The organism is Ectothiorhodospira sp. PHS-1 (assembly GCF_000225005.1).
Classification (GTDB): Bacteria; Pseudomonadota; Gammaproteobacteria; order Ectothiorhodospirales; family Ectothiorhodospiraceae; genus Ectothiorhodospira.
This window is the reverse complement of record NZ_AGBG01000012.1, coordinates 18,503-39,125: the sequence shown is the minus strand read 5'-3', so window position 1 is coordinate 39,125 and position 20,623 is coordinate 18,503. Positions and strand designations below refer to the sequence as shown.

Sequence of the window (20,623 nt, the reverse complement as noted above, 5' to 3'; positions counted from 1 at the left end):
GCCCTACCCCTTCATCTCGTCCAGATCCTGGACGTTGATGGTCTGTCGATTACGGAACACCAGCACCAGGATGGCCAGGCCGATGGCCGCCTCCGCTGCTGCCACGGTGAGGATGAAAAACACGAAGATCTGCCCCGACAGATCCCCCAGGTAATGGGAGAAGGCGATGAAGTTCATGTTCACCGCCAGCAGCATGAGCTCGATGCACATGAGCAGCAGGATCAGGTTTTTCCTGTTCAGGAAGATCCCGGTGACGCTCAGTGCGAACAGGATCGCTCCAAGGACGAGGTAATGCGACAGAGGAATCATGCTCGGTCCCGTTTCTGGCCCAGCGCAGCCCTTCAGACGGCGTCCGCTTGGGGGTTTTCGTTCAGCCCTGTGGATTCATTTTTCGAACCCGCCGCGACATGACGGGTCCAGGGTCCTGCGGCAAATGCCGCTACTTCTTTTCCGCTTCCATCTTGATCAGGCGCACCCGATCCTTGCGCTGCACCTTGATCTGCTCCGCCGGATCCATGTAGAGGCTGTCGGGCCGGCGCCGCAGGGTCAGGGTGATGGCGGCGATGATGGCCACCAGCAGGATCACGGCGGCAATCTCGAAGGGGTAGACATATTCGGTATAGAGCAACTCACCGATAGCCTTGGTGTTGCTGTAGTCCGCCTCGGCCCGGCCGGGAGATTCCACCTGGAACACCCTGGCCCCCACCACCATGGCCATCACCACCATCATGCCCACGGCCACCACCAGCCCCACCGGCAGCAACCGGACAAACCCCTCCCTGACCCGGGCCACGTTGATGTCCAGCATCATGACCACGAACAGGAACAGCACCATCACCGCCCCCACGTACACCAGAACCAGCAGGATGCCGAGGAACTCCGCCTCCAGCATGATCCAGTGGGCGGCGCTGGTGAAAAAGGCCAGCACCAGGAACAGGGCCGCATGCACCGGGTTGCGCACCGTGATCATGGCCACGGCCGCCCCCACCAGCACGACGGAGAAGAAGTAGAACAAAAACTGTTCGAAACTCATGAAAGACAGTCCCCCTGATCAGCGGTAGGGCGCATCGACGGCACGGGCGGCGGCAATCTGGGCCTCGTACTTGTCACCGATGGCCAGCAGCTTGTCCTTGGTCATGATCTGCTCACCCCGGTTTTCAAAGTGGTAGTGCATGATGTGGGTCTCGACGATGGAATCCACCGGGCAAGCCTCCTCGCAGAAGCCGCAGAAGATGCACTTGAACAGATCAATGTCGTAACGGGTGGTCCGGCGAGTGCCGTCATCCCGTGCTTCCGACTCGATAGTGATGGCCAGCGCCGGACACACCGCCTCGCATAGCTTGCAGGCGATGCAGCGCTCTTCCCCGTTGGGGTAGCGGCGCAGGGCGTGCAGGCCACGGAAACGAGGCGAGACCGGCGTGGTCTCATCCGGATACTGGACGGTGATCTTGCGGGCAAACATGTGCCGTCCCGTCAGTTTCAGGCCCAGCAACAGCTCCCACAGCAGGAAGGTCTTGAAGAACTGGCGAATCGCCGTGCTCATGATGAAAGCCTCCCTTATGCGAACCAGGGACCGATGCCCAGGGCAAAGGCCACGCCCAGAACAAACAGCCACAAGATGGTCACGGGAATCAGCACCTTCCAGCCCAGCCGCATGATGTGGTCATAGCGGTAGCGCGGGAAGGTGGCGCGGAACCAGAGGAAACAGAACAGGAAGAAGGCCGTCTTGATCAGCAGCCAGTGAATACCGCTGTCCAGCAGCCAGCCGATCACCGGCAGGGCAAAGGCGCTCTCGGGCAGGATACCCTCGAAGGGCGACAGCCAGCCCCCCAGGAACAGCAGGGCGGTCAGCGCCGAGATCAGGATCATGTTGGCGTATTCGGCCAGGAAGAAAATGGCAAAGGCCATGCCGGAGTATTCCACATGGAAACCGGCCACGATCTCCGACTCCCCTTCCGCCACGTCGAAGGGGGCGCGGTTGGTCTCTGCCACTCCGGAGATCAGGTAGACCAGGAACAGGGGGAACAGGGGCAGCAGGAACCAGTGATAGACACTGCCCTGCTGGGACATGACGATCTCGCCCAGATTCAGGCTGCCGGCGGCCATCACCACGCCCACCAGGGCAAACCCCATGGCGATCTCGTAGGACACGATCTGGGCGGCGGATCGCATCCCTCCCAGCAGGGCGTAGCGGGAGTTGGAGGCCCAGCCGGCGATGATGATGCCGTAGACACCCACCGAACTCAGGGCCAGCAGATACAGCAGGCCGGCGTTGATATCGGCCAGCACCATGCCGTCATCGAAGGGGATCACCGCCCATACCGCCAGGGCCGGGGCAATGGCCAATACCGGAGCGATCAGGAACAGATACTTGTCCGAGTTGCTGGGAATGATGACTTCCTTGAGCAGCAGCTTGAGGGAGTCGGCGATGGGCTGCAGCCACCCTCTCGGCCCCACCCGGTTGGGTCCCACCCGCACCTGCATGTAGCCGATCACCTTGCGCTCGGCGAAGGTGGTGTAGGCCACCACCAGCAACAGGGGGCCGACGATCATCATGATCTTGGTCATGATCTGCATGATCACGGGCAACCCGTCCCAGAATTCCATCATGGCTTGCTGCATGCTCGGACCCCGACCTTAAACCTTGTGCAGTTCCACCGGCCCGTATGCGGGGCCGAGGGTGCTTGTTTCCGTGATGCCACCCGGCAGCCAGACACAGCCGGCGGGTACCGTATCGTCGATCATCAGCCTCATGCGGGCAGTCAGCTTGCCCTGGCGCACCACCACTTCCTCGGCCCCCAGCAGATCCAGGCCGCGGGCCTGTGTCTCGCTGATGCGGGCCGCGCGATCAAGGGCCTCCGGCGTCTGCTGCAGAGGCAGGGACCGGCGCACCAGGCTGTCCACCCCGTACATGGCGGTGGCGGAAACCCGTTGCAGCCCGGCAGGCCTGGGCGGCAGGGCCAGGTGACGGCCCTCCAGGGAAACCCGGTTGTCGAAACCGGAGATGCCCGCCTCGGCCAGGCGGGCCTTGAGTTCATCCCTCACCTCTTCCGAGGACAGGTATTCAAACCCGGCCAGATCGCTCATGTTGCCCAGTACCCGCAATACCTTCCAGGCGGGACGGGTGTCCCCCGGCGGGGTGGCGGCGCCGGGCACGCTCTGCCAGCGGCCTTCCCCATTGACCCAGGTGCCGGAGGTCTCGGCAAAGGTGGCGATGGGCAGCAGCACATGGGCATGGCGACGCAGGGTCTCGGTGACGAACGGTGTCATGGCCACCACGAACTCCGCTCCCTGCAGGGCCTGCAGGGCCTGGACGGGATTGTCGCAATCCAGCTCCGGCTCCACGTTCAGCAGGACACAGGCCTTCATGCCGTCGGCCAGCAGGCTTTGCACATGGCGTCCCTCCGTCTGCAGGGCCGCCCCGGCCGCGCCCCGGTGAGGCACCGCGCCCGCCAGCCAGGCACCGGCGGCATTGCCGCCTTCGGGCAGGTATCCCAGGCGGGCACCGGTGACCTCGCACAGGGCACCCGCCAGCGCGCGCAGCAGGGCAAACCGGGGATGGTGCATGGCTTGGGTACCCAGCAACACCTGTCCCCGCGCCCCTGCCTGGGCCATCACCCCGGCCATGGCGGTATCGACGGCATCGGGCTTGACAGCCTTGAGCACGTCGGCCAAGGCGGTCGGCGCCGGTTGTCCCTCGCCGGCCAGCGCCGCCCGCAGCACCCCGGCCAGGGCCGTGAGCATGCCGTGAGGGTCGGTGACCCGCTGGTGCGCGAGGGGGAAGTGGAAGCCGAAATCCCGCGGATTGATGGCCATCACCGGCCGCCCCTTGAGGGCCGCCTTGCGCAGGCGGTGGGCCAACATGGGCTGTTCCTTGCGGACGTCGCCGCCCACCAGCAGCAGACCCCCGGTCTCCTCCAGATCCTCCAGGCTGCTGCCCAGATAGGGGAACAGGGGCGCCTGGCCCTGATCCGAGAAGTCCGTCTGCCGCAGGCGATGATCCAGGGACTGGATCCCCATGCCCCGCAGCCACTGCTGGGCCAGATAGAGTTCTTCCAGGCTCGACTGGGGGGACAGCAGGACACCGCACTCGGCGGCCGGCTGTGCCCGCAGACCCTCGATGACACGGGTCATGGCCGTTTCCCAGTCGGTACTCACCCACTCTCCCCTTTCGCGGATCATGGGCGAGGCGAGGCGATCTTCCGACAGCAGTCCGGCATAGCTGAACCGGTCGCGGTCCGCGATCCAGGTTTCGTTCACGCCGTCATTGCGACGGGGCACCACTCGCTTGGCCTGACCGTTGTAGGTGTGCAGGAACAGGTTGGAGCCCACGCAGTCATGGGGAGACACGGTGGGGTGCTGGATCAGTTCCCAGGCCCGGTAGGTGAAACGGGACGGCTTGGCGGTCAACGCCCCCACCGGACACAGGTCGATGACATTGCCCGAAAGCTCGGACACCACGGTACGCTGGACAAAGGTCCCGATCTCCACCCGTTCGCCACGACCGGTGGCGCCCAGTTCCCGCATGCCGGCGATCTCCTCGCCGAAACGCACGCAGCGGGTGCAGTGAATGCAACGGGTCATCTCGGTGGCGATCAGGGGGCCGATGTCCTTGTCCCTGACCACGCGCTTGGCTTCGCTGTAGCGGGACAGGTCCTCGCCATAGCCCATGGAGACATCCTGCAGTTCGCACTCCCCGCCCTGGTCACAGACCGGGCAGTCCAGGGGGTGATTGATGAGCAGGAATTCCATCACCGCCTTCTGGGCCGCCAGGGCCTTGGGCGACCGGGTGTAGACCTTCATGCCCTCGGCCACCGGCGTGGCGCAGGCCGGCATGGGCTTGGGCGCCCGCTCCACCTCCACCAGGCACATGCGGCAGTTGGCCGCCACCGACAGCTTCTCGTGGTAGCAGAAGCGCGGGATACGGATACCGGCGGCATCCGTCGCGGCGATCAACATGCTCCCCTTCCTGGCTTGCAGGGGGATGCCGTTGACCTCGAAGTTGACCAGATCGTCACTCATGCTTCACTTCCCGTTGCCCCGTTCCGCACCCGTCAGGCCGCGTCCGCCACCAGGCTGCGACCGTGCTGAATGTAGTGTTCGAACTCGTGTCTGAAGTGCTTCACAAAACTGCGCACCGGCATGGCGGCGGCATCGCCCAGGGCGCAAATGGTGCGTCCCTCGATCTTGGCCGCGACTTCGTCCAGCCGCGCCAGGTCTTCCATGCGGCCCTGACCTTCCACGATGCGCGTGACCATGCGATAGAGCCATCCCGTGCCCTCGCGGCAGGGCGTGCACTGGCCGCAGGACTCGGCAAAATAGAAGCGGGAGATACGCTGCAGCACCTTGACCATGTCGGTGGTCTCGTCCATGACGATGACGGCACCGGAACCCAGCATGGAACCCACCTTGGTCACGCCGTCATAGTCCATGGTGGCGGTCATCATGAGATCTCCCGGCACCACCGGCACGGAGGAACCCCCGGGGATCACCGCCTTGAGCTTGCGCCCCTTCCAGACCCCGCCGGCCATGGCCAGCAGGTCGGCAAACGGCGTACCCATCGGCACCTCGTAGTTCCCGGGGCGTTCCACGTGCCCGGACACCGAAAACAACTTCTCGCCGCCGGAGCGTTCCACCCCCAGGGCGGCAAACCACTCGCCGCCCTCACGGATAATGGCGGGCACCGAGGACAGGGTCTCGGTGTTGTTGATGGTGGTGGGCCGACCGTAGAGACCGAAGTTGGCAGGAAACGGCGGCTTGAACCGGGGCATGCCCTTCTTGCCCTCCAGGGATTCCAGCAGGGCGGTTTCCTCGCCGCAGATGTAGGCGCCGGCGCCCAGGGTGGGATACAGATCGAAATCAATGCCGCTGCCCTTGATGTTCCGCCCCAGCCAGCCGTGGTCATAGGCCTCCTTCACCGCCTGGCTGAAGCGCTGATAGGGCTCGTCCATGAACTCGCCGCGCATGTAGTTGTAGCCGACGGTGGCGCCGATGGAATAACCGGCGATGATCATGCCTTCTACCAGGGCGTGGGGATTGAAGCGCAGGATGTCCCGGTCCTTGCAGGTACCCGGCTCGGATTCATCCGAGTTGCACACCACGTACTTCTGACCCGGCGCCGTGCGCGGCATGAAGCTCCACTTGAGACCCGCGGGGAACCCGGCCCCGCCGCGGCCCCGCAGATTGGATGCCTTCACCTCTTCAATGACCTGGTCCGGGGTCATCTTCTCGGCGATGATCTTTTCCAGGGCCTTGTACCCGCCCACCTTGAGGTAGTTGTCATAGGTCCAGGGTTCATCGAACTGGCGGGTGATGAAGCAGATGCGGTTGGTCATGGGCGTCTACTCCAGCTTGTCCAGGATCTCATCCACCTTCTCGGGGGTGAGATGCTCATGATAGACGTGGTTCACCTGCATCATGGGGGCGCCACAGCAACCCGCCAGGCACTCCTCTTCCTTCTTGAGGAAGAAGCGGCCGTCCGGCGTGGACTCCCCCAGCTTGATGCCCAGCTTGTTTTCCACGTGGTCGAGGATCTTGTCGGCGCCGCGCAGCATGCAGGAGACATTGGTGCAGACGGAGATGCTGTGACGCCCCACCGGCTCCAGCTCGAACATGGAGTAGAAGCTGGCCACCTCGTAGACGGCGATCTCAGGCATGCCGATGTACTCGGCCACCGCATCCATCATCTCGGTACTCAGGTGCCCCTGCTCATGCTGGACGGCCCGCAAGGCCCCCAGCACCGCGGAGCGGCGCCGGTCTTCCGGATAGCGGGCCAACCACTGATCGATCTCCTCGCGCAGATGCGCATTGAGCAGGCTGGCCTTCCCCTTGGTCTGGTTGGCTGACATCAGCGGTCAATCTCCCCGAACACGATATCCAGGCTGCCGATCAGGGTGACCACGTCGGCGAGCATGTGACCCCGGGACATCTCGTCCAGGGCTGACAGATGGACGAATCCCGGCGGCCGAACCTTGACCCGGTAGGGCTTGTTGGCCCCATCGGAGATCAGATACACCGCGAACTCCCCCTTGGGATGCTCCACCGCGGAATACACCTCGCCCTCGGGCACGCAGTAGCCCTCGGTGAAGAGCTTGAAGTGATGGATCAGGGACTCCATGTCCGCCTTCATTTCCTCCCGGGGCGGCGGCGCGACCTTGTGGTCGTCGATCATCACCGGACCCGGGTTGGTCTTGAGCCACTCCACGCACTGACGAATGATGCGGTTGGACTGACGCATCTCCTCGATCCTGACCAGATAGCGGTCGTAGCTGTCGCCGTTGACCCCCACCGGAATATCGAAATCCATGCGGTCATAGACGGCATAGGGCTGTTTCTTGCGCAGATCCCAGGCCACTCCGGAGCCGCGCAACATGGGGCCGGTCATCCCCGTCTGCAGGGCACGCTCGGGGCTGACCACGCCGATTCCCACGGTGCGCTGCTTCCAGATGCGATTATCCGTGAGCAGGGTTTCATACTCGTCCACGCAGGTCGGGAAGCGGCGGGTGAAGTCCTCAATGAAATCCAGCAAGGAACCGGAGCGGCTCTCGTTGAGACGCTTCACATCCGTCGCGCTCTTCCAGCGGGAAGGCTCATATTGGGCCATGGTGCCGGGCAGGTCCCGATGGACACCGCCGGGACGATAGTAGGTGGCGTGCATGCGGGAGCCGCTGACCGCCTCGTAGCAGTCGATCAGGTCCTCGCGCTCGCGGAAGCAGTACAGGAACATGGTCATGGCGCCCACGTCCAGGGCGTGGGTGCCCAGCCACAGCAGATGGTTCAGGATTCGCGTGATCTCATCGAACATGACCCGGATGTACTGGGCACGCAGCGGCGGCTCAATCCCCATCAGGCGCTCGATGGCCTTCACGTAGCCGTGCTCGTTGACCATCATGGACATGTAGTCCAGGCGATCCATGTAGCCGATGCTCTGGTTGAACGGCTTGCTCTCGGCCAGTTTTTCCGTGCCCCGGTGCAGCAGACCGATATGGGGATCAGCACGCTGCACCACCTCGCCGTCCATCTCCAGTACCAGTCGCAGCACCCCGTGGGCGGCCGGGTGCTGAGGACCAAAGTTAAGCGTGTAATTGCGAATCTCAGGCATCGGCGGACTTCTCCTCGGCGGCATCGTCCAGATAGCGATGGTCCTTGCGGATCACCCTGGGCACCAGGACCCGGGGGGTGATGGTCACGGGCTGGTAGATCACCCGGCGCTGTTCCGGGTCGTAGCGCATCTCCACATGGCCCACCAGGGGGAAGTCCTTGCGGAAGGGATGGCCGACAAAGCCGTAGTCGGTGAGGATGCGACGCAGGTCCGGATGACCATTGAAGACGATGCCGAACAGGTCGAAGGCCTCGCGCTCGAACCAGTTGGCGCTGTTCCAGACCTCCACCAGGGACGGCATGGTGGGAAACTCGTCATCCTCGCAATACACCCGGATCCGCAGGCGATGATTGTGGGCCACCGAAAGCAGGTGGTAGACCACGGCGAAACGGGGACCGGAGCGGCCGGAGGCAGGCGGGGCTTCATCAAAGGTGAAACGGCCGAAGGTGGCCTTCTCCACCCCACGGCTAAAGCCCTCGGCAGTGGAGGACTCGGTGGTCCATTCCGTCACCCCGTAGGCGGAATAGTCCACTCCGCAGACATCCACCAGCATGTCGAACCCCAGTTCCGGGTCCCGTCGCAATGTCCCGGCAACGTCCGGCAAGTCTCCGGCGGAGACTTCGAGGGTCAATTCGCCACAGGCCTGGTGCAGGCGCCTGATCCGGCCCTTGATCTTTTCTTCCAGGCACGCGGCCAGTCTGTCGAGTTTCTCGCTCATCGTGAAGTCCAGGCTGGAGACCGCCGGCTAGCGGGCAATGGTCTGAGTGCGACGGATCTTGTTCTGCAATTGCAGAATGCCGTACAACAGGGCCTCCGCGGTGGGAGGACATCCGGGGACATAGACATCCACGGGCACGATACGGTCACAGCCGCGCACCACCGAGTAGGAGTAGTGATAGTACCCTCCCCCGTTGGCGCAGGATCCCATGGAAATGACCCAGCGGGGCTCGGCCATCTGGTCATAGACCTTGCGCAGGGCGGGTGCCATCTTGTTGCACAGGGTACCGGCCACCACCATGACATCGGACTGGCGCGGACTGGGACGGAAAATCACCCCCATCCGGTCCATGTCGTAGCGAGCGGCACCCGCATGCATCATCTCGATGGCACAGCAGGCCAGGCCAAAGGTCATCGGCCAGAGCGATCCGGTCCGGGCCCAGTTGATGAGCTTGTCCGCGGAGGTGGTGACAAAGCCCTTTTCCAGGACGCCCTCTATTCCCATTCCAAGGCCCCCTTCTTCCACTCGTAGATGAAGCCGATCACCAGGATGCCGAGGAACATGGCCATGGCGAGCAGGCCGAACATGCCGATCTCATCCAGGGCCACGGCCCAGGGGAAGAGAAACGCGATTTCCAGATCGAAGATGATGAAGAGAATGGCCACCAGGTAGAACCTGATGTCGAATTTCATGCGGGAGTCTTCAAAAGCCTCGAAGCCGCACTCATAGGGTGAGTCCTTGGCACTGTCGGGCTTGCGTGGCCCCACGGCCATGCCGATCGCCAGGGGAATGACGCCGACAAGCAGCCCGATGCCAATGAACACCAGTATTGGCAGGTAGTTTTCCAGCATTTCCCTCTCCTCCTGACCCATCGCTGAATGGCCTGGGGCAGGACTTGGTGATTTTTCGTGTGCCCGTGATTCAAATCCAGGCACATCTTTTTATTAGTTATTTGAGCCGGCGTAAAGTGCCAATGCTTCAGAGGCCCGGGAGAGTCTAGGACACCCATAAAAAAAGTGTCAAGCTCCCAATAAAACTAATGCATTGATAAGTCAGCAAATTATTTTGACAATCCGCAATATCCACCCTTCCAATGAAAGGTCGAGCGGTCGTCACAAAAACCCTGCCAGGCGGGCAAGACCCCGCGCGGGGAAGACGCGCCTCGCACAGGAAAGAGGTGCGGGAAAATTGGCGCTGGATGCAGGATCAGGACTGACAAGGACAAAAAAGATGGTGCAGATGGTCGGACTCGAACCGACACGGCTTTCGCCACCGCCCCCTCAAGACGGCGTGTCTACCAATTCCACCACATCTGCAATATTAAACAACGAGGTTTGCTCCGGCGGTTTGCCAAGCCATGTCAGCTTGCCCGCCGGACCGGCATTCTATCAGAAACCGCGCCGGGGTGAACCCCAAATTTCGCTTTATTTTCCAATCAATTCGGCACGTCGGCCGGTATATCGCGCACGCGGTCGGCGGGCACTTGATCCACCGGCTGCTCAATGACGCGAGGGGCGGTATCGATCAGATCGATGACGCTGGGTGCCTCGGGCCGGTTGGCCACTAGGTAGGCCAGCGCCAGACTGTTGACGAAAAAGGCGGTGGCCGTAAAGGCGGTGGCGCGACTGAGGGCATTGGCAGAACCGCGAGCCCCGAACACGGTGGCCGAAGCCCCGCTGCCGAATGCCGCGCCGGCGTCCGCCCCCTTGCCATGCTGCAGCAGGATCAGGGCGATCAGTCCAATGGCCAGGATGACCTGGATAACGAGCAAAATGCCATACAGCATGACGATTTCAACCTGCTTGTTCTGCGGCCTTGCAGATTGCCAGGAAATCCGAGGCCTTGAGTGAGGCGCCGCCGATCAGGCCGCCATCGATATCGGGTTGTGCAAACAGCTCGGCGGCGTTATCGGCTTTGACGCTGCCGCCATACAGGATACGCACCTTCCGCGCCACGGCCGGATCCCGGTCCGCCAGACGGGCACGAATGAAGGCATGCACCGCCTGCGCCTGTTCGGGCGTGGCGGTCCTGCCGGTGCCGATAGCCCACACGGGCTCATAGGCAATCACGGCATCGGCCAGGGCTTCAATCCCCTCCACCGCCAACACCGCATCCAGCTGGCGCGCCACGACGGATTCGGTGACGCCGGCTTCACGCTCTTCCAGCAGCTCACCCACACACAGGATGGGGGTCAGACCATGGCGACGGGCGGCGGCGAACTTGCGCGCGGTAAAGGCATCATCCTCGCCGTACAAGGTACGGCGCTCGGAATGGCCCACGATCACACAGGTGCAGCCCATCTCCCGCAGCATGTCTCCGGACACCTCGCCGGTGAAGGCACCGCTGTCCTGATCCGACACATCCTGGGCACCCAGGGCGATACCGCCGTCCCGGCACAGCCCCGCCACCTGTTCCAGGTAGACAAAGGGGGGACAGACCGCCACGTCCACCTTGCCCAGTTCGCTCACGGGGCCCACCAGCGCCTGCATCAGGGTCTGGTTGGCATTGCGTGAACCATTCAACTTCCAGTTACCGGCTACCAGGGGCCTGCGCATGAATCTGCTCCTGAGTTCGCACTGCGTGTTGTATGGAGCCGGGAATCCTACCTTCGCGGCGCGGATAAATCAATTTCATCCTGCCTCGGCGGCCCGGCGCACCACATCGGCCAGATCCTGGGCAATCCGCCTCACCAGGCGCAGATCGGACCCTTCCACCATCACGCGGACCAGGGGCTCGGTGCCCGACGGGCGCAGCAGGACACGTCCGCGACCGGCCAGGGTGTCCTCGGCTGATTGCAACGCCGTGGTGATCTCCTGGTGGTCCAGCAGGGACGCACGAGATGTGGCGGCGTTGATGGGGACATTCACCAGGGTCTGCGGATACTTCTCCATCACCGCCTTCAATGCCGACAGGGGTCTGCCGGAGGCGCGCATGACCTCCAGAATCTGCAGGGCCGCCACGATCCCATCTCCGGTACTGGTGCGGTCCAGGCAGATCAGATGTCCGGAGGATTCCCCACCCAGCACCCAGCCTTCCGACTGCAGGGCCTCCATCACATAACGATCCCCCACGGCGGCACGGCGAAACGGGATCCCCCTGGCCGACAGGGCTTGCTCCAGCCCCAGATTGCTCATGAGGGTGCCTACCACCCCGCCCTGCAGGATGCCGTCCGCATGCCGGGCCAGGGCAATGATGCACAGGGCCTGGTCACCATCCACCACTTCACCCTTTTCGTCCACCAGGATCAGGCGATCACCGTCCCCGTCCAGGGCGATGCCCAGATCCGCCTGATGGGTCAGCACCGCAGTCTGGAGCTGTCGGGGATGGAGGGAGCCGCAACCCTCGTTGATGTTGAAGCCGTCCGGCTCCACGCCGACGGGAATCACCTCGGCGCCCAATTCCTCGAACACGTGGGGCGCCACCGCATAAGTGGCGCCATGGGCACAGTCGACCACGATCTTCAATCCGCGCAGGGTCGTGCCGGTGGGGATCGTACCCTTGCAGAACTCGATATAGCGACCGGCGGCATCCACCATTCGCTCCACCTTGCCCAGCTCGGCGGAATCCACCGTCTCCATGGGTTTTTCCAGCTCCGCCTCGATGGCCTGCTCCACCGCATCCGGGAGCTTGTTGCCGCTGCTGGAAAAGAACTTGAAGCCGTTGTCGTAATAGGGATTGTGCGAGGCACTGATGACGATGCCGGCCGAGGCCCGGAAGGTGCGGGTCAGATAGGCCACAGCGGGCGTGGGCATGGGGCCGAGGAGACGGATATCCACGCCGGCGGCGGACAGGCCCGCCTCCATGGCGGACTCGAACATGTAACCCGAAACCCGGGTGTCCTTGCCGATCAGGACCAGGCCCTTGCCGTCCTGCGCCAGCACCCGTCCCACCGCCCAGCCCAGGCGCAGGGCAAAATCCGGGGTCATGGGATGGCGTCCGACGCGGCCACGGATGCCGTCGGTACCGAAATATTGTCTTTCCATGGTCGTACCTGAGTCAGTGAATGAGCCTGGCGGGGCAGTGCTGTCGTTGTCGTTGGCTATGCCAGGGCAGCCAGCACGCGCAGTGCATCCCGGGTGGCGCCCACGTCGTGGACACGCAGAATCCGGGCACCGCGCTGGGCTGCCAGCAAGGCCGCCGCCACACTTCCCGTGATGCGCTCCCGGGGCGGGCGGTCATCGCCAAGCATTTTACCGATCATGCTCTTGCGGGACACCCCCACCAGCAAGGGCAGCCCATCCACGGCCAGCGCCGGCAACTGCTGGAAAAGGGCGAGATTGTGTGCATGAGTCTTGCCGAAACCAAACCCCGGATCCAGCACCAGGTGATCCCTCGGAATTCCCGCCTCAAGACAGGCGGCCACGCGGGCGGCGAGGAAATTCCGCACCTCCGCCACCACATCGTCATAACGGGGATCGACCTGCATGCCGCGGGGCTCTCCCTGCATGTGCATCAGACAGACCCGCGCCTTCGTCCCGGCCGCCACGGCCAGGGCGCCGGGGGCCTGCAGGGCGAAGACATCGTTGATCATGCCGGCACCGGCGGCGCAGGCCTCGCGCATCACTTCCGGCTTGCTGGTATCCACCGAGATCAACGCATCCACCCGTGCGGCAATGGCCTCCACCACCGGGATGACCCGATCCAGTTCTTCCTGGAGGGACACCCCGGCCGACCCGGGGCGGGTGGACTCCCCCCCCACGTCGATGATGCCCGCCCCCTCCTCCACCATGGCGAGCGCCCGCTCGATGGCCTGCCTAGGCGCCAGGAAACGGCCGCCGTCGGAAAATGAATCGGGGGTGACATTGAGAATCCCCATGATCTGGGGCAACGCGGCGTGATGGCTCATGTCATGCATCCGGGGTACGGGATCGATCGATGAAGGGGGCAGGTTTGAAACAAAGAAGCCGCTCTCGAAAAGGCGGCTTCTCCAACGGACAGTGCATCGACGGCCCGTTTCTCACAGTGATGACGGCATCAGGTCTGGCTGGCGGGACCGCCGATGACGCCCTTGCTGTCACCCTTTTCCTGATCGCGACCGGTCGCGCCACCGCTACCGGATTCACTGCCACCGCTCCAGCCACCGGGCTCACGGGGCTCGCGCCCTTCCATGATGTCGTTGATCTGATCCACGTCGATGGTCTCGAACTTGATCAGGGCGTCGGCCATGGTATGAAGCCTCTCCATGTTGGCTTCAAGGATCTCCTTGGCACGCTCATAGCTGGTGTCGATGACGCGACGGATCTCCTCGTCGATGGCGTGCGCGGTCTCATCGGACATCTGCTTGCGCTGGGTCATCTGGCGGCCGAGGAACACCTCACCTTCCTCCTCGCCGTAGGACAACGGACCGAGGCGATCGGACAGGCCCCACTTGGTCACCATGTTGCGGGCAATGGCCGTGGCCCGTTCGATGTCGTTGGAGGCGCCCGTGGTCACCTTGTCGGCGCCGAAGATGATCTCCTCGGCGATGCGGCCGCCAAACAGGGAGCAGATCTGGCTCTCGAGTCGGGTCTTGCTGTGGCTGTAGCGGTCCTCGTCGGGCAGGAACATGGTCACGCCCAGGGCACGCCCGCGGGGGATGATGCTCACCTTGTAGACCGGGTCATGCTCGGGCACCAGGCGGCCGACGATAGCGTGACCGGCCTCATGATAGGCAGTCAACTTCTTCTCGTCGTCGCTCATCACCATGGACTTGCGCTCGGCGCCCATCATGATCTTGTCCTTGGCGCGCTCGAAGTCGATCATCTCCACCAGTCGCTTGTTGGAGCGCGCCGCAAACAGGGCGGCCTCGTTGACCAGGTTGGCCAGGTCCGCACCGGAAAAGCCGGGCGTACCGCGGGCGATCAGGTCGGCGCGCACGTTCTCGGACAGGGGGACCTTGCGCATGTGGACCTTGAGGATCTGTTCGCGACCACGCACATCCGGCAGGGGCACCACCACCTGACGGTCGAAGCGACCGGGACGCAGCAGTGCCGGGTCCAGCACGTCGGGACGGTTGGTGGCGGCAATGACGATGATGCCTTCGCTGCCCTCGAAACCATCCATTTCCACCAGCAACTGGTTCAAGGTCTGCTCGCGCTCGTCATGCCCTCCCCCCAGACCGGCGCCACGATGACGGCCCACGGCATCGATTTCGTCGATGAAGATGATGCAGGGGGCATGCTTCTTGGCCTGATCGAACATGTCGCGGACCCGGGAAGCACCCACGCCCACGAACATCTCCACGAAATCGGAACCGGAGATGCTGAAGAAGGGCACCTTGGCTTCGCCGGCAATGGCCTTGGCCAGCAGGGTCTTGCCGGTACCGGGGGAGCCCACCATCAGGACGCCGCGGGGAATCTTGCCGCCCAGCTTCTGGAACTTGCTGGGGTCGCGCAGGAAGTCCACCAGTTCGGAGACATCCTCCTTGGCCTCGTCACAGCCGGCCACATCGCCGAAGGTGACCTTGATCTGGTCCTCGCCCATCATGCGGGCCTTGCTCTTGCCGAAGGACATGGCCCCCCGACCGCCGGCACCACCCTGCATCTGGCGCATGAAGTAGATCCAGACCGCGATCAGCAGCAGCATGGGGAACCAGCTGATGAGGATATCCATCAGCAGAGAACGCTGGGCCGGCTCCTCGACGCGGATCTCAACATTGCTGGCCAGCAGATCGCCGATCAGGCCCGGATCATTGGGGGCGTAGGTATTGAAGCGCTCGCCGCCGATGGTACGGCCGTGAATGGTCTTGTCCTCAATGAAGACGCTGTCGATGCGTCCGGCCTTCACCTCATTGAGGAATTCCGAATAGGACCAGGCCTGGGGCTGAGGTTGTGTCGGGCTGAAGTTGTTGAACACCGACATCAGCACGATGGCGATAACCGCCCAGATAATCAGGTTTTTTACCAGCTCGTTCAAGGGTCTACCTCGACTTTGTCTGTCGTGTGCTCGTGGTTTAGCTGACCTTACACCAGTTTGACGCCCCTGGCCAACGCATAAACTTCCCGCGATCGGGACCGTGACGCCTCGGGCTTGCGGATCTGCACCTTGTCGAACTGTCCGCGCAGGGTCTTCACGTAGTCGTCAAAGCCCGTTCCATGGAACAGTTTGACCAGGAAATCACCGCCGGGTTTCAACACCCGGCCCGCCGTATCCAGGGCCAGCTCCGCCAGATACATGGCCCGTGGCTGATCCACGGCCTCCACACCACTGGTATTGGGAGCCATGTCGCAGATTACAAGGTCCGCCGGCTCATCGCCGAGGGCGGCGAGGATGGCCTCCAGCACCGCCTCTTCGTGAAAATCCCCCTGGATGAAGGTGACCCCCTCGATGGCATCCATGGGCAGGATGTCGGAGGCGATCACGCGGCCCTTGCGCCCCACCTCACCGACGGCGAACTGAGTCCAGCCGCCGGGGGCGGCCCCCAGGTCCAGCACTCTCATGCCGGGCCGGATGATCCGGTCACGGGCCTGGATCTCCTGCAGCTTGTAGACGGCGCGGGAGCGCCAGCCTTCCTGCTGCGCCTTCTGGACGAAGGGATCGCTGAAGTGTTCCTTGAGCCAGCGACTGCTGGTCTTGCTACGTGCCATGGGTCTTGGATTTCCGGGGTTGCTTCCCTTTGTGGGGTCGGGACCGGCGGACAATATTGCCCGGGGCCGGACTCCTACAGCGGGTGTGCGCATGCTAGACTCGGCGACTTGAGGAACGGCCCGCATGCCCCGGCCGTCCTGTCACCTCGCGGGATGCCCCCGCGTCCTGGTTATTCTTGCGGATTTTTCCCTGACATGCCCATTGAAAGACACATCAAGCACCTGCGTGCCCTGGCGCACTCCCGTAAACCCGTGGTCAGCATCGGCCGCAACGGCCTCACCGAGCCGGTCATGGAGGAAATCCGCAAGGCGCTGGACCACCATGAACTCATCAAGATCAAGGTCGCCATCGGCGACCGGGAACAGCGGGACGCGGCGATCCATGAGATCCGCGAGCAGACCGGGGCGGAACTGGTACAGCGGGTGGGATTCATCGCCACCCTGTTCCGGCGCAATCCGGACAAGCCGGTGATTGAACTGCCCTAAACCCCGAGGCCCTTCCCCCGCAAGGGGGAAGGGCCTGCCGAGACCATCAGCGGTAGTGTACCGCCAGGATCTCGAAGTGCTTTTCTCCGCCCGGGGCACTGAAGTGGATCTCGTCCCCTTCATGCTTGCCGATCATGGCCCGGGCGATGGGTGAATTCACCGAAATCAGGCCCATCTTGATGTCGGCCTCATCGTCACCCACGATCTGATACGTCACCTCCGCATCCGAGTCCAGATCCATCAGTTCCACGGTGGCGCCAAAGACCACCTTGCCGCCGGCGTTGAGGGTGGTCACATCGATGATCTGGGCATTGGAGAGCTTGGCCTCCAGTTCCTTGATGCGCCCCTCGATGAAGCCCTGTTGCTCGCGCGCCGCATGGTACTCGGCATTTTCCTTCAGATCGCCGTGAGCACGGGCCTCGGCGATGGCGGCGATTACCCGCGGACGATCCTCGCTCTTGAGGCGCTGCAGCTCCGTCTTGAGCAATTCGGCCCCACGTACCGTCAGAGGCGTCTTGTTCATGAGCAGGTCTCCTTATGCATCTCCTGCAGGCAGTACACCCGGTCGCTGTCCAGATACTCCAGGGCCTGGACCGTGGCATAGGCACCAGCCAGGGTGGTGGTATAGGTCACCTTGTGCTGCAGGGCCTCACGGCGGATGGTGAAGGAGTCGGCAATCGCCTGCTTGCCTTCGGTGGTGTTGATGATCAGGCTGATCTCGTCGTTCTTGATCATGTCGACGATATGGGGTCGACCTTCGGTCACCTTGTTGATGCGCTCACAGGTCACGCCGGCGGCCTCCAGGGCCTGGGCGGTGCCGTGGGTGGCGATCAGCTCGAAGCCACGGGCCGCCAGTTCCTTTGCCACCTGGATGATGCCGGGCTTGTCTACCTCACGCACGCTGATGAAGGCCTTACCGGTCTCGGGCAGCTTGACACCGGCACCCAGCTGGCTCTTGGCAAAGGCCTCGGGGAAATTGCGGCCCATGCCCATGACCTCGCCGGTGGACTTCATCTCGGGGCCAAGAATGGGGTCCACACCGGGGAACTTGATGAAGGGGAAGACCGCTTCCTTCACCGAGTAGTAGTCAGGCACCACGGTTTCGGTGGCGCCCTGCTCCACCAGGGAGCGGCCGGCCATGCAGCGGGCAGCGATCTTGGCCAGGGGCATGCCGATGGCCTTGGAGACGAAGGGCACGGTACGGGAGGCACGGGGGTTCACCTCCAGCACGAAGATGCGGTCCCGCTGGATGGCGAACTGGGTGTTCATCAGACCCACCACGCCCAGGGCCAGCGCCATCTTGCGCACCTGCTCGATGATCTGGTTCTGCAGATCCATGCTCAGGCTGTAGGGCGGCAGGGAGCAGGCGGAGTCACCGGAGTGCACGCCGGCCTGCTCGATGTGCTGCATGATGCCGCCGATGAGCACATCCTTGCCATCGCAAATGGCATCCACGTCCACCTCCACGGCATCATCGAGGAAGCGGTCCAGCAGTACCGGGGCGTCATTGGACACCTTCACCGCGTCGCGCATGTAGCGGCGCAGGTCGATCTCGTTATAGACGATCTCCATGGCACGACCGCCCAGCACGTAGGAAGGACGTACCACCACCGGATAGCCGATGGCCTCCGCGTGGCGTACCGCCTCGTCCACGCTGCGGGCGGTGCGGTTGGGGGGCTGAACCAGCTCCAGCTTCTCGATCAGCTGCTGGAAGCGCTCCCGGTCCTCCGCCAGGTCGATGCAGTCCGGGGTGGTGCCGATCACCGGCGCACCGGCGGCCTCCAGGTCCCGGGCCAGCTTCAGCGGGGTCTGGCCGCCGAACTGAATGATGATGCCCTTGGGTTTTTCCAGGTGCACGATCTCCAGCACGTCTTCCAGGGTCAGCGGTTCGAAGAACAGTCGGTCGGAGGTGTCGTAGTCGGTGGAGACGGTCTCCGGATTGCAGTTGACCATGATGGTTTCGTAACCATCCTCGCGCATGGCCAGAGCGGCATGCACGCAGCAGTAGTCGAACTCGATCCCCTGTCCGATCCGGTTGGGGCCGCCGCCCAGGACCATGATCTTCTCGCGGCCGGAGGGGTTGGCCTCGCACTCCTCCTCATAGGTGGAGTACATGTAGTCGGTGGTGGAGGCGAACTCGGCGGCACAGGAGTCCACCCGCTTGTAGACGGGATGGATGCCCAGTTCATGACGGTAGGCGCGCACGGTCCGTTCGGTCTCGTCGAGCAGTTTGGCCAGACGGCGGTCGGAGAAGCCGTACTGCTTGATGGTAAACAGGGTCCGGCGATCCAGATCCTTCAGGGACCGGCTCTTGAGATCCCGCTCAATGTCCACCAGCTCCTGGATCTGGGCCAGGAACCAGGGGTCGATGCGGCTGAGTTCATGCACCTGTTCAAGGGTCAGGCCGAAGCGGAAGGCATCGGCCACGTACCAGATGCGCTCGGGACCGGCATCGGCCAGCTCGCTGCGGATGATGGATTCGGCATCTTCCGCGTTCAAATCCACCATCTCGTTGAGGCCGTCACTGCCGGTCTCCAGGCTGCGCAGGGCCTTCTGGAAGGACTCCTGGAAGGTGCGGCCGATGGCCATGGCCTCGCCCACGGACTTCATCTGGGTGGTCAGCTTGGCCTTGGCGGTGGGGAACTTCTCGAAGGTGAACCGGGGGATCTTGGTCACCACGTAGTCGATGGACGGCTCGAAGGAGGCCGGGGTCACGCCGCCGGTAATCTCGTTGCGCAGTTCATCCAGGGTGAAGCCCACGGCCAGCTTGGCCGCCACCTTGGCGATGGGGAAGCCGGTGGCCTTGGAGGCCAGGGCCGAGGAACGGGATACCCGGGGGTTCATCTCGATGACCACCAGACGGCCGTCCTCCGGGTTCACCGCGAACTGCACGTTGGAGCCGCCGGTGTCCACGCCGATCTTGCGCAGCACCGCCAGGGAGGCGTTGCGCATGATCTGGTATTCCTTGTCCGTCAGGGTCTGGGCCGGGGCCACGGTGATGGAGTCACCGGTATGCACGCCCATGGGGTCCAGGTTCTCGATGGAGCAGATGATGATGCAGTTGTCCGCGCGGTCGCGAACCACCTCCATCTCGTACTCCTTCCAACCCAGCACGGACTCCTCCACCTGCACCTCGTTGACCGGAGACAGGTCCAGGCCGCGCCTGACGATCTCTTCGTATTCTTCCCGGTTGTAGGCAATGCCGCCGCCGCTACCGCCCATGGTGAAGGAGGGACGGATGATGATGGGATAGCCGATCTCCGGCTGCACCCGTTGGGCCTCTTCCCAGCTGTTGACCATAAAGGCCTTGGGCGAGGCCAGGCCGATCTCGTCCATGGCCTGACGGAAGCGCTCCCGGTCCTCGGCCATGTCGATGGCGTCTTCGGTGGCGCCGATCAGCTCGACGCCGAACTTTTCCAGCACGCCGTTGCGGGCCAGATCCAGGGCACAGTTGAGGGCGGTCTGTCCGCCCATGGTGGGCAGCACCGCATCCGGGCGCTCCCGCTCGATGATGCGGGCGACGGTCTTCCACTCCACCGGCTCGATGTAGACGGCATCGGCCATCTCCGGGTCGGTCATGATGGTGGCGGGGTTGGAGTTGACCAGGATGACCCGGTAACCCTCTTCGCGCAGGGCCTTGCAGGCCTGGGCGCCGGAGTAGTCGAACTCACAGGCCTGGCCGATGACGATGGGGCCGGCGCCTATGATGAGGATGCTCTGGATGTCGGTTCTCTTTGGCATGCGTGTCCTACC

20 protein-coding genes and 1 tRNA gene are annotated in these 20,623 nt (G+C 63.4%); 1 reads left to right on the top strand and 20 read right to left on the bottom strand.

Features of this window, described 5'->3' with window-relative positions; genetic code table 11:
* Positions 1–3 precede the first annotated feature (3 nt).
* The 18 genes from nuoK to rlmE form a co-directional block, all read right to left on the bottom strand.
* Positions 4–309, bottom strand: a complete 306-nt coding sequence (nuoK, locus tag ECTPHS_RS06965; protein ID WP_008932005.1) for an NADH-quinone oxidoreductase subunit NuoK — start codon at positions 307–309, stop codon at positions 4–6.
* Positions 310–439: 130 nt separating this feature from the next.
* Complete coding sequence (locus tag ECTPHS_RS06960; protein ID WP_008932004.1) at positions 440–1,033, bottom strand: NADH-quinone oxidoreductase subunit J; 594 nt, start codon at positions 1,031–1,033, stop codon at positions 440–442.
* 18 nt (positions 1,034–1,051) lie between these two features.
* Positions 1,052–1,543: an NADH-quinone oxidoreductase subunit NuoI gene (nuoI, locus tag ECTPHS_RS06955; RefSeq protein WP_008932003.1), complete on the bottom strand. Its 492-nt coding sequence runs from the start codon at positions 1,541–1,543 to the stop codon at positions 1,052–1,054.
* Between the two features lie 14 nt (positions 1,544–1,557).
* Positions 1,558–2,610, bottom strand: a complete 1,053-nt coding sequence (gene nuoH / locus ECTPHS_RS06950) for an NADH-quinone oxidoreductase subunit NuoH (RefSeq protein WP_008932002.1) — start codon at positions 2,608–2,610, stop codon at positions 1,558–1,560.
* Between the two features lie 27 nt (positions 2,611–2,637).
* Complete coding sequence (nuoG, locus tag ECTPHS_RS06945) at positions 2,638–5,022, bottom strand: NADH-quinone oxidoreductase subunit NuoG (protein ID WP_008932001.1); 2,385 nt, start codon at positions 5,020–5,022, stop codon at positions 2,638–2,640.
* Positions 5,023–5,054: 32 nt separating this feature from the next.
* Positions 5,055–6,335 (bottom strand): NADH-quinone oxidoreductase subunit NuoF, encoded by a 1,281-nt coding sequence (gene nuoF, locus ECTPHS_RS06940; RefSeq protein ID WP_008932000.1) that lies wholly within the window; start codon positions 6,333–6,335, stop codon positions 5,055–5,057.
* Positions 6,336–6,341: 6 nt separating this feature from the next.
* Positions 6,342–6,848 (bottom strand): NADH-quinone oxidoreductase subunit NuoE, encoded by a 507-nt coding sequence (nuoE, locus tag ECTPHS_RS06935; protein ID WP_008931999.1) that lies wholly within the window; start codon positions 6,846–6,848, stop codon positions 6,342–6,344.
* Positions 6,848–8,101 (bottom strand): NADH-quinone oxidoreductase subunit D, encoded by a 1,254-nt coding sequence (locus ECTPHS_RS06930; RefSeq protein ID WP_008931998.1) that lies wholly within the window; start codon positions 8,099–8,101, stop codon positions 6,848–6,850. The genes nuoE and ECTPHS_RS06930 overlap by 1 nt, the downstream gene beginning before the upstream one ends.
* On the bottom strand, positions 8,094–8,819 hold the full coding sequence (locus ECTPHS_RS06925) for an NADH-quinone oxidoreductase subunit C (RefSeq protein ID WP_008931997.1): 726 nt from the start codon (positions 8,817–8,819) through the stop codon (positions 8,094–8,096). Before ECTPHS_RS06925 ends, ECTPHS_RS06930 begins: the two co-directional genes overlap by 8 nt.
* A gap of 27 nt (positions 8,820–8,846) precedes the next feature.
* Complete coding sequence (locus ECTPHS_RS06920; protein ID WP_008931996.1) at positions 8,847–9,323, bottom strand: NADH-quinone oxidoreductase subunit B family protein; 477 nt, start codon at positions 9,321–9,323, stop codon at positions 8,847–8,849.
* Entirely contained in the window at positions 9,314–9,670 is a 357-nt protein-coding gene (locus ECTPHS_RS06915; protein WP_008931995.1) for an NADH-quinone oxidoreductase subunit A, read from the bottom strand. Before ECTPHS_RS06915 ends, ECTPHS_RS06920 begins: the two co-directional genes overlap by 10 nt.
* 380 nt (positions 9,671–10,050) lie before the next feature.
* Positions 10,051–10,135, bottom strand: a tRNA-Leu gene (locus ECTPHS_RS06910).
* Between the two features lie 119 nt (positions 10,136–10,254).
* Positions 10,255–10,605: a preprotein translocase subunit SecG gene (gene secG, locus ECTPHS_RS06905; protein WP_008931994.1), complete on the bottom strand. Its 351-nt coding sequence runs from the start codon at positions 10,603–10,605 to the stop codon at positions 10,255–10,257.
* Positions 10,606–10,612: 7 nt separating this feature from the next.
* Positions 10,613–11,374: a triose-phosphate isomerase gene (tpiA, locus tag ECTPHS_RS06900; protein ID WP_008931993.1), complete on the bottom strand. Its 762-nt coding sequence runs from the start codon at positions 11,372–11,374 to the stop codon at positions 10,613–10,615.
* 75 nt (positions 11,375–11,449) lie between these two features.
* Positions 11,450–12,802 carry a phosphoglucosamine mutase gene (gene glmM, locus ECTPHS_RS06895; protein ID WP_008931992.1) on the bottom strand — a complete coding sequence of 451 codons (1,353 nt, stop codon included), beginning with the start codon at positions 12,800–12,802 and terminating at the stop codon, positions 11,450–11,452.
* A gap of 56 nt (positions 12,803–12,858) precedes the next feature.
* On the bottom strand, positions 12,859–13,665 hold the full coding sequence (folP, locus tag ECTPHS_RS06890; RefSeq protein WP_008931991.1) for a dihydropteroate synthase: 807 nt from the start codon (positions 13,663–13,665) through the stop codon (positions 12,859–12,861).
* 128 nt (positions 13,666–13,793) lie between these two features.
* On the bottom strand, positions 13,794–15,713 hold the full coding sequence (ftsH, locus tag ECTPHS_RS06885) for an ATP-dependent zinc metalloprotease FtsH (protein ID WP_008931990.1): 1,920 nt from the start codon (positions 15,711–15,713) through the stop codon (positions 13,794–13,796).
* A gap of 47 nt (positions 15,714–15,760) precedes the next feature.
* A complete protein-coding gene (gene rlmE, locus ECTPHS_RS06880) occupies positions 15,761–16,384 on the bottom strand; it encodes a 23S rRNA (uridine(2552)-2'-O)-methyltransferase RlmE (RefSeq protein WP_008931989.1) in 624 nt (207 codons plus the stop codon).
* A gap of 195 nt (positions 16,385–16,579) precedes the next feature.
* On the opposite strand from rlmE, the gene yhbY reads away from it, so the two are divergent.
* Positions 16,580–16,870: a ribosome assembly RNA-binding protein YhbY gene (gene yhbY / locus ECTPHS_RS06875; RefSeq protein ID WP_008931988.1), complete on the top strand. Its 291-nt coding sequence runs from the start codon at positions 16,580–16,582 to the stop codon at positions 16,868–16,870.
* A gap of 46 nt (positions 16,871–16,916) precedes the next feature.
* On the opposite strand, the gene greA is transcribed toward yhbY, so the two are convergent.
* Both greA and carB read right to left on the bottom strand, forming a co-directional pair.
* The gene (greA, locus tag ECTPHS_RS06870; RefSeq protein ID WP_008931987.1) at positions 16,917–17,393 is read right to left on the bottom strand and encodes a transcription elongation factor GreA; all 477 of its coding nucleotides are present in this window, start codon (positions 17,391–17,393) and stop codon (positions 16,917–16,919) included.
* Entirely contained in the window at positions 17,390–20,611 is a 3,222-nt protein-coding gene (carB, locus tag ECTPHS_RS06865; protein ID WP_008931986.1) for a carbamoyl-phosphate synthase large subunit, read from the bottom strand. The genes greA and carB overlap by 4 nt, the downstream gene beginning before the upstream one ends.
* Positions 20,612–20,623 lie beyond the last annotated feature (12 nt).

Excerpts from the sequence above, each read along its gene's own strand:
- nuoK (WP_008932005.1), bottom strand. The coding sequence starts at position 309 with ATGATTCCTCTGTCGCATTACCTCGTCCTTGGAGCGATCCTGTTCGCA.
- ECTPHS_RS06960 (WP_008932004.1), bottom strand. The coding sequence starts at position 1,033 with ATGAGTTTCGAACAGTTTTTGTTCTACTTCTTCTCCGTCGTGCTGGTG.
- nuoI (WP_008932003.1), bottom strand. The coding sequence starts at position 1,543 with ATGAGCACGGCGATTCGCCAGTTCTTCAAGACCTTCCTGCTGTGGGAG.
- nuoH (WP_008932002.1), bottom strand. The coding sequence starts at position 2,610 with ATGATGGAATTCTGGGACGGGTTGCCCGTGATCATGCAGATCATGACC.
- nuoG (WP_008932001.1), bottom strand. The coding sequence starts at position 5,022 with ATGAGTGACGATCTGGTCAACTTCGAGGTCAACGGCATCCCCCTGCAA.
- nuoF (WP_008932000.1), bottom strand. The coding sequence starts at position 6,335 with ATGACCAACCGCATCTGCTTCATCACCCGCCAGTTCGATGAACCCTGG.
- nuoE (WP_008931999.1), bottom strand. The coding sequence starts at position 6,848 with ATGTCAGCCAACCAGACCAAGGGGAAGGCCAGCCTGCTCAATGCGCAT.
- ECTPHS_RS06930 (WP_008931998.1), bottom strand. The coding sequence starts at position 8,101 with ATGCCTGAGATTCGCAATTACACGCTTAACTTTGGTCCTCAGCACCCG.
- ECTPHS_RS06925 (WP_008931997.1), bottom strand. The coding sequence starts at position 8,819 with ATGAGCGAGAAACTCGACAGACTGGCCGCGTGCCTGGAAGAAAAGATC.
- ECTPHS_RS06920 (WP_008931996.1), bottom strand. The coding sequence starts at position 9,323 with ATGGGAATAGAGGGCGTCCTGGAAAAGGGCTTTGTCACCACCTCCGCG.
- ECTPHS_RS06915 (WP_008931995.1), bottom strand. The coding sequence starts at position 9,670 with ATGCTGGAAAACTACCTGCCAATACTGGTGTTCATTGGCATCGGGCTG.
- secG (WP_008931994.1), bottom strand. The coding sequence starts at position 10,605 with ATGCTGTATGGCATTTTGCTCGTTATCCAGGTCATCCTGGCCATTGGA.
- tpiA (WP_008931993.1), bottom strand. The coding sequence starts at position 11,374 with ATGCGCAGGCCCCTGGTAGCCGGTAACTGGAAGTTGAATGGTTCACGC.
- glmM (WP_008931992.1), bottom strand. The coding sequence starts at position 12,802 with ATGGAAAGACAATATTTCGGTACCGACGGCATCCGTGGCCGCGTCGGA.
- folP (WP_008931991.1), bottom strand. The coding sequence starts at position 13,665 with ATGAGCCATCACGCCGCGTTGCCCCAGATCATGGGGATTCTCAATGTC.
- rlmE (WP_008931989.1), bottom strand. The coding sequence starts at position 16,384 with ATGGCACGTAGCAAGACCAGCAGTCGCTGGCTCAAGGAACACTTCAGC.
- yhbY (WP_008931988.1), top strand. The coding sequence starts at position 16,580 with ATGCCCATTGAAAGACACATCAAGCACCTGCGTGCCCTGGCGCACTCC.
- greA (WP_008931987.1), bottom strand. The coding sequence starts at position 17,393 with ATGAACAAGACGCCTCTGACGGTACGTGGGGCCGAATTGCTCAAGACG.
- carB (WP_008931986.1), bottom strand. The coding sequence starts at position 20,611 with ATGCCAAAGAGAACCGACATCCAGAGCATCCTCATCATAGGCGCCGGC.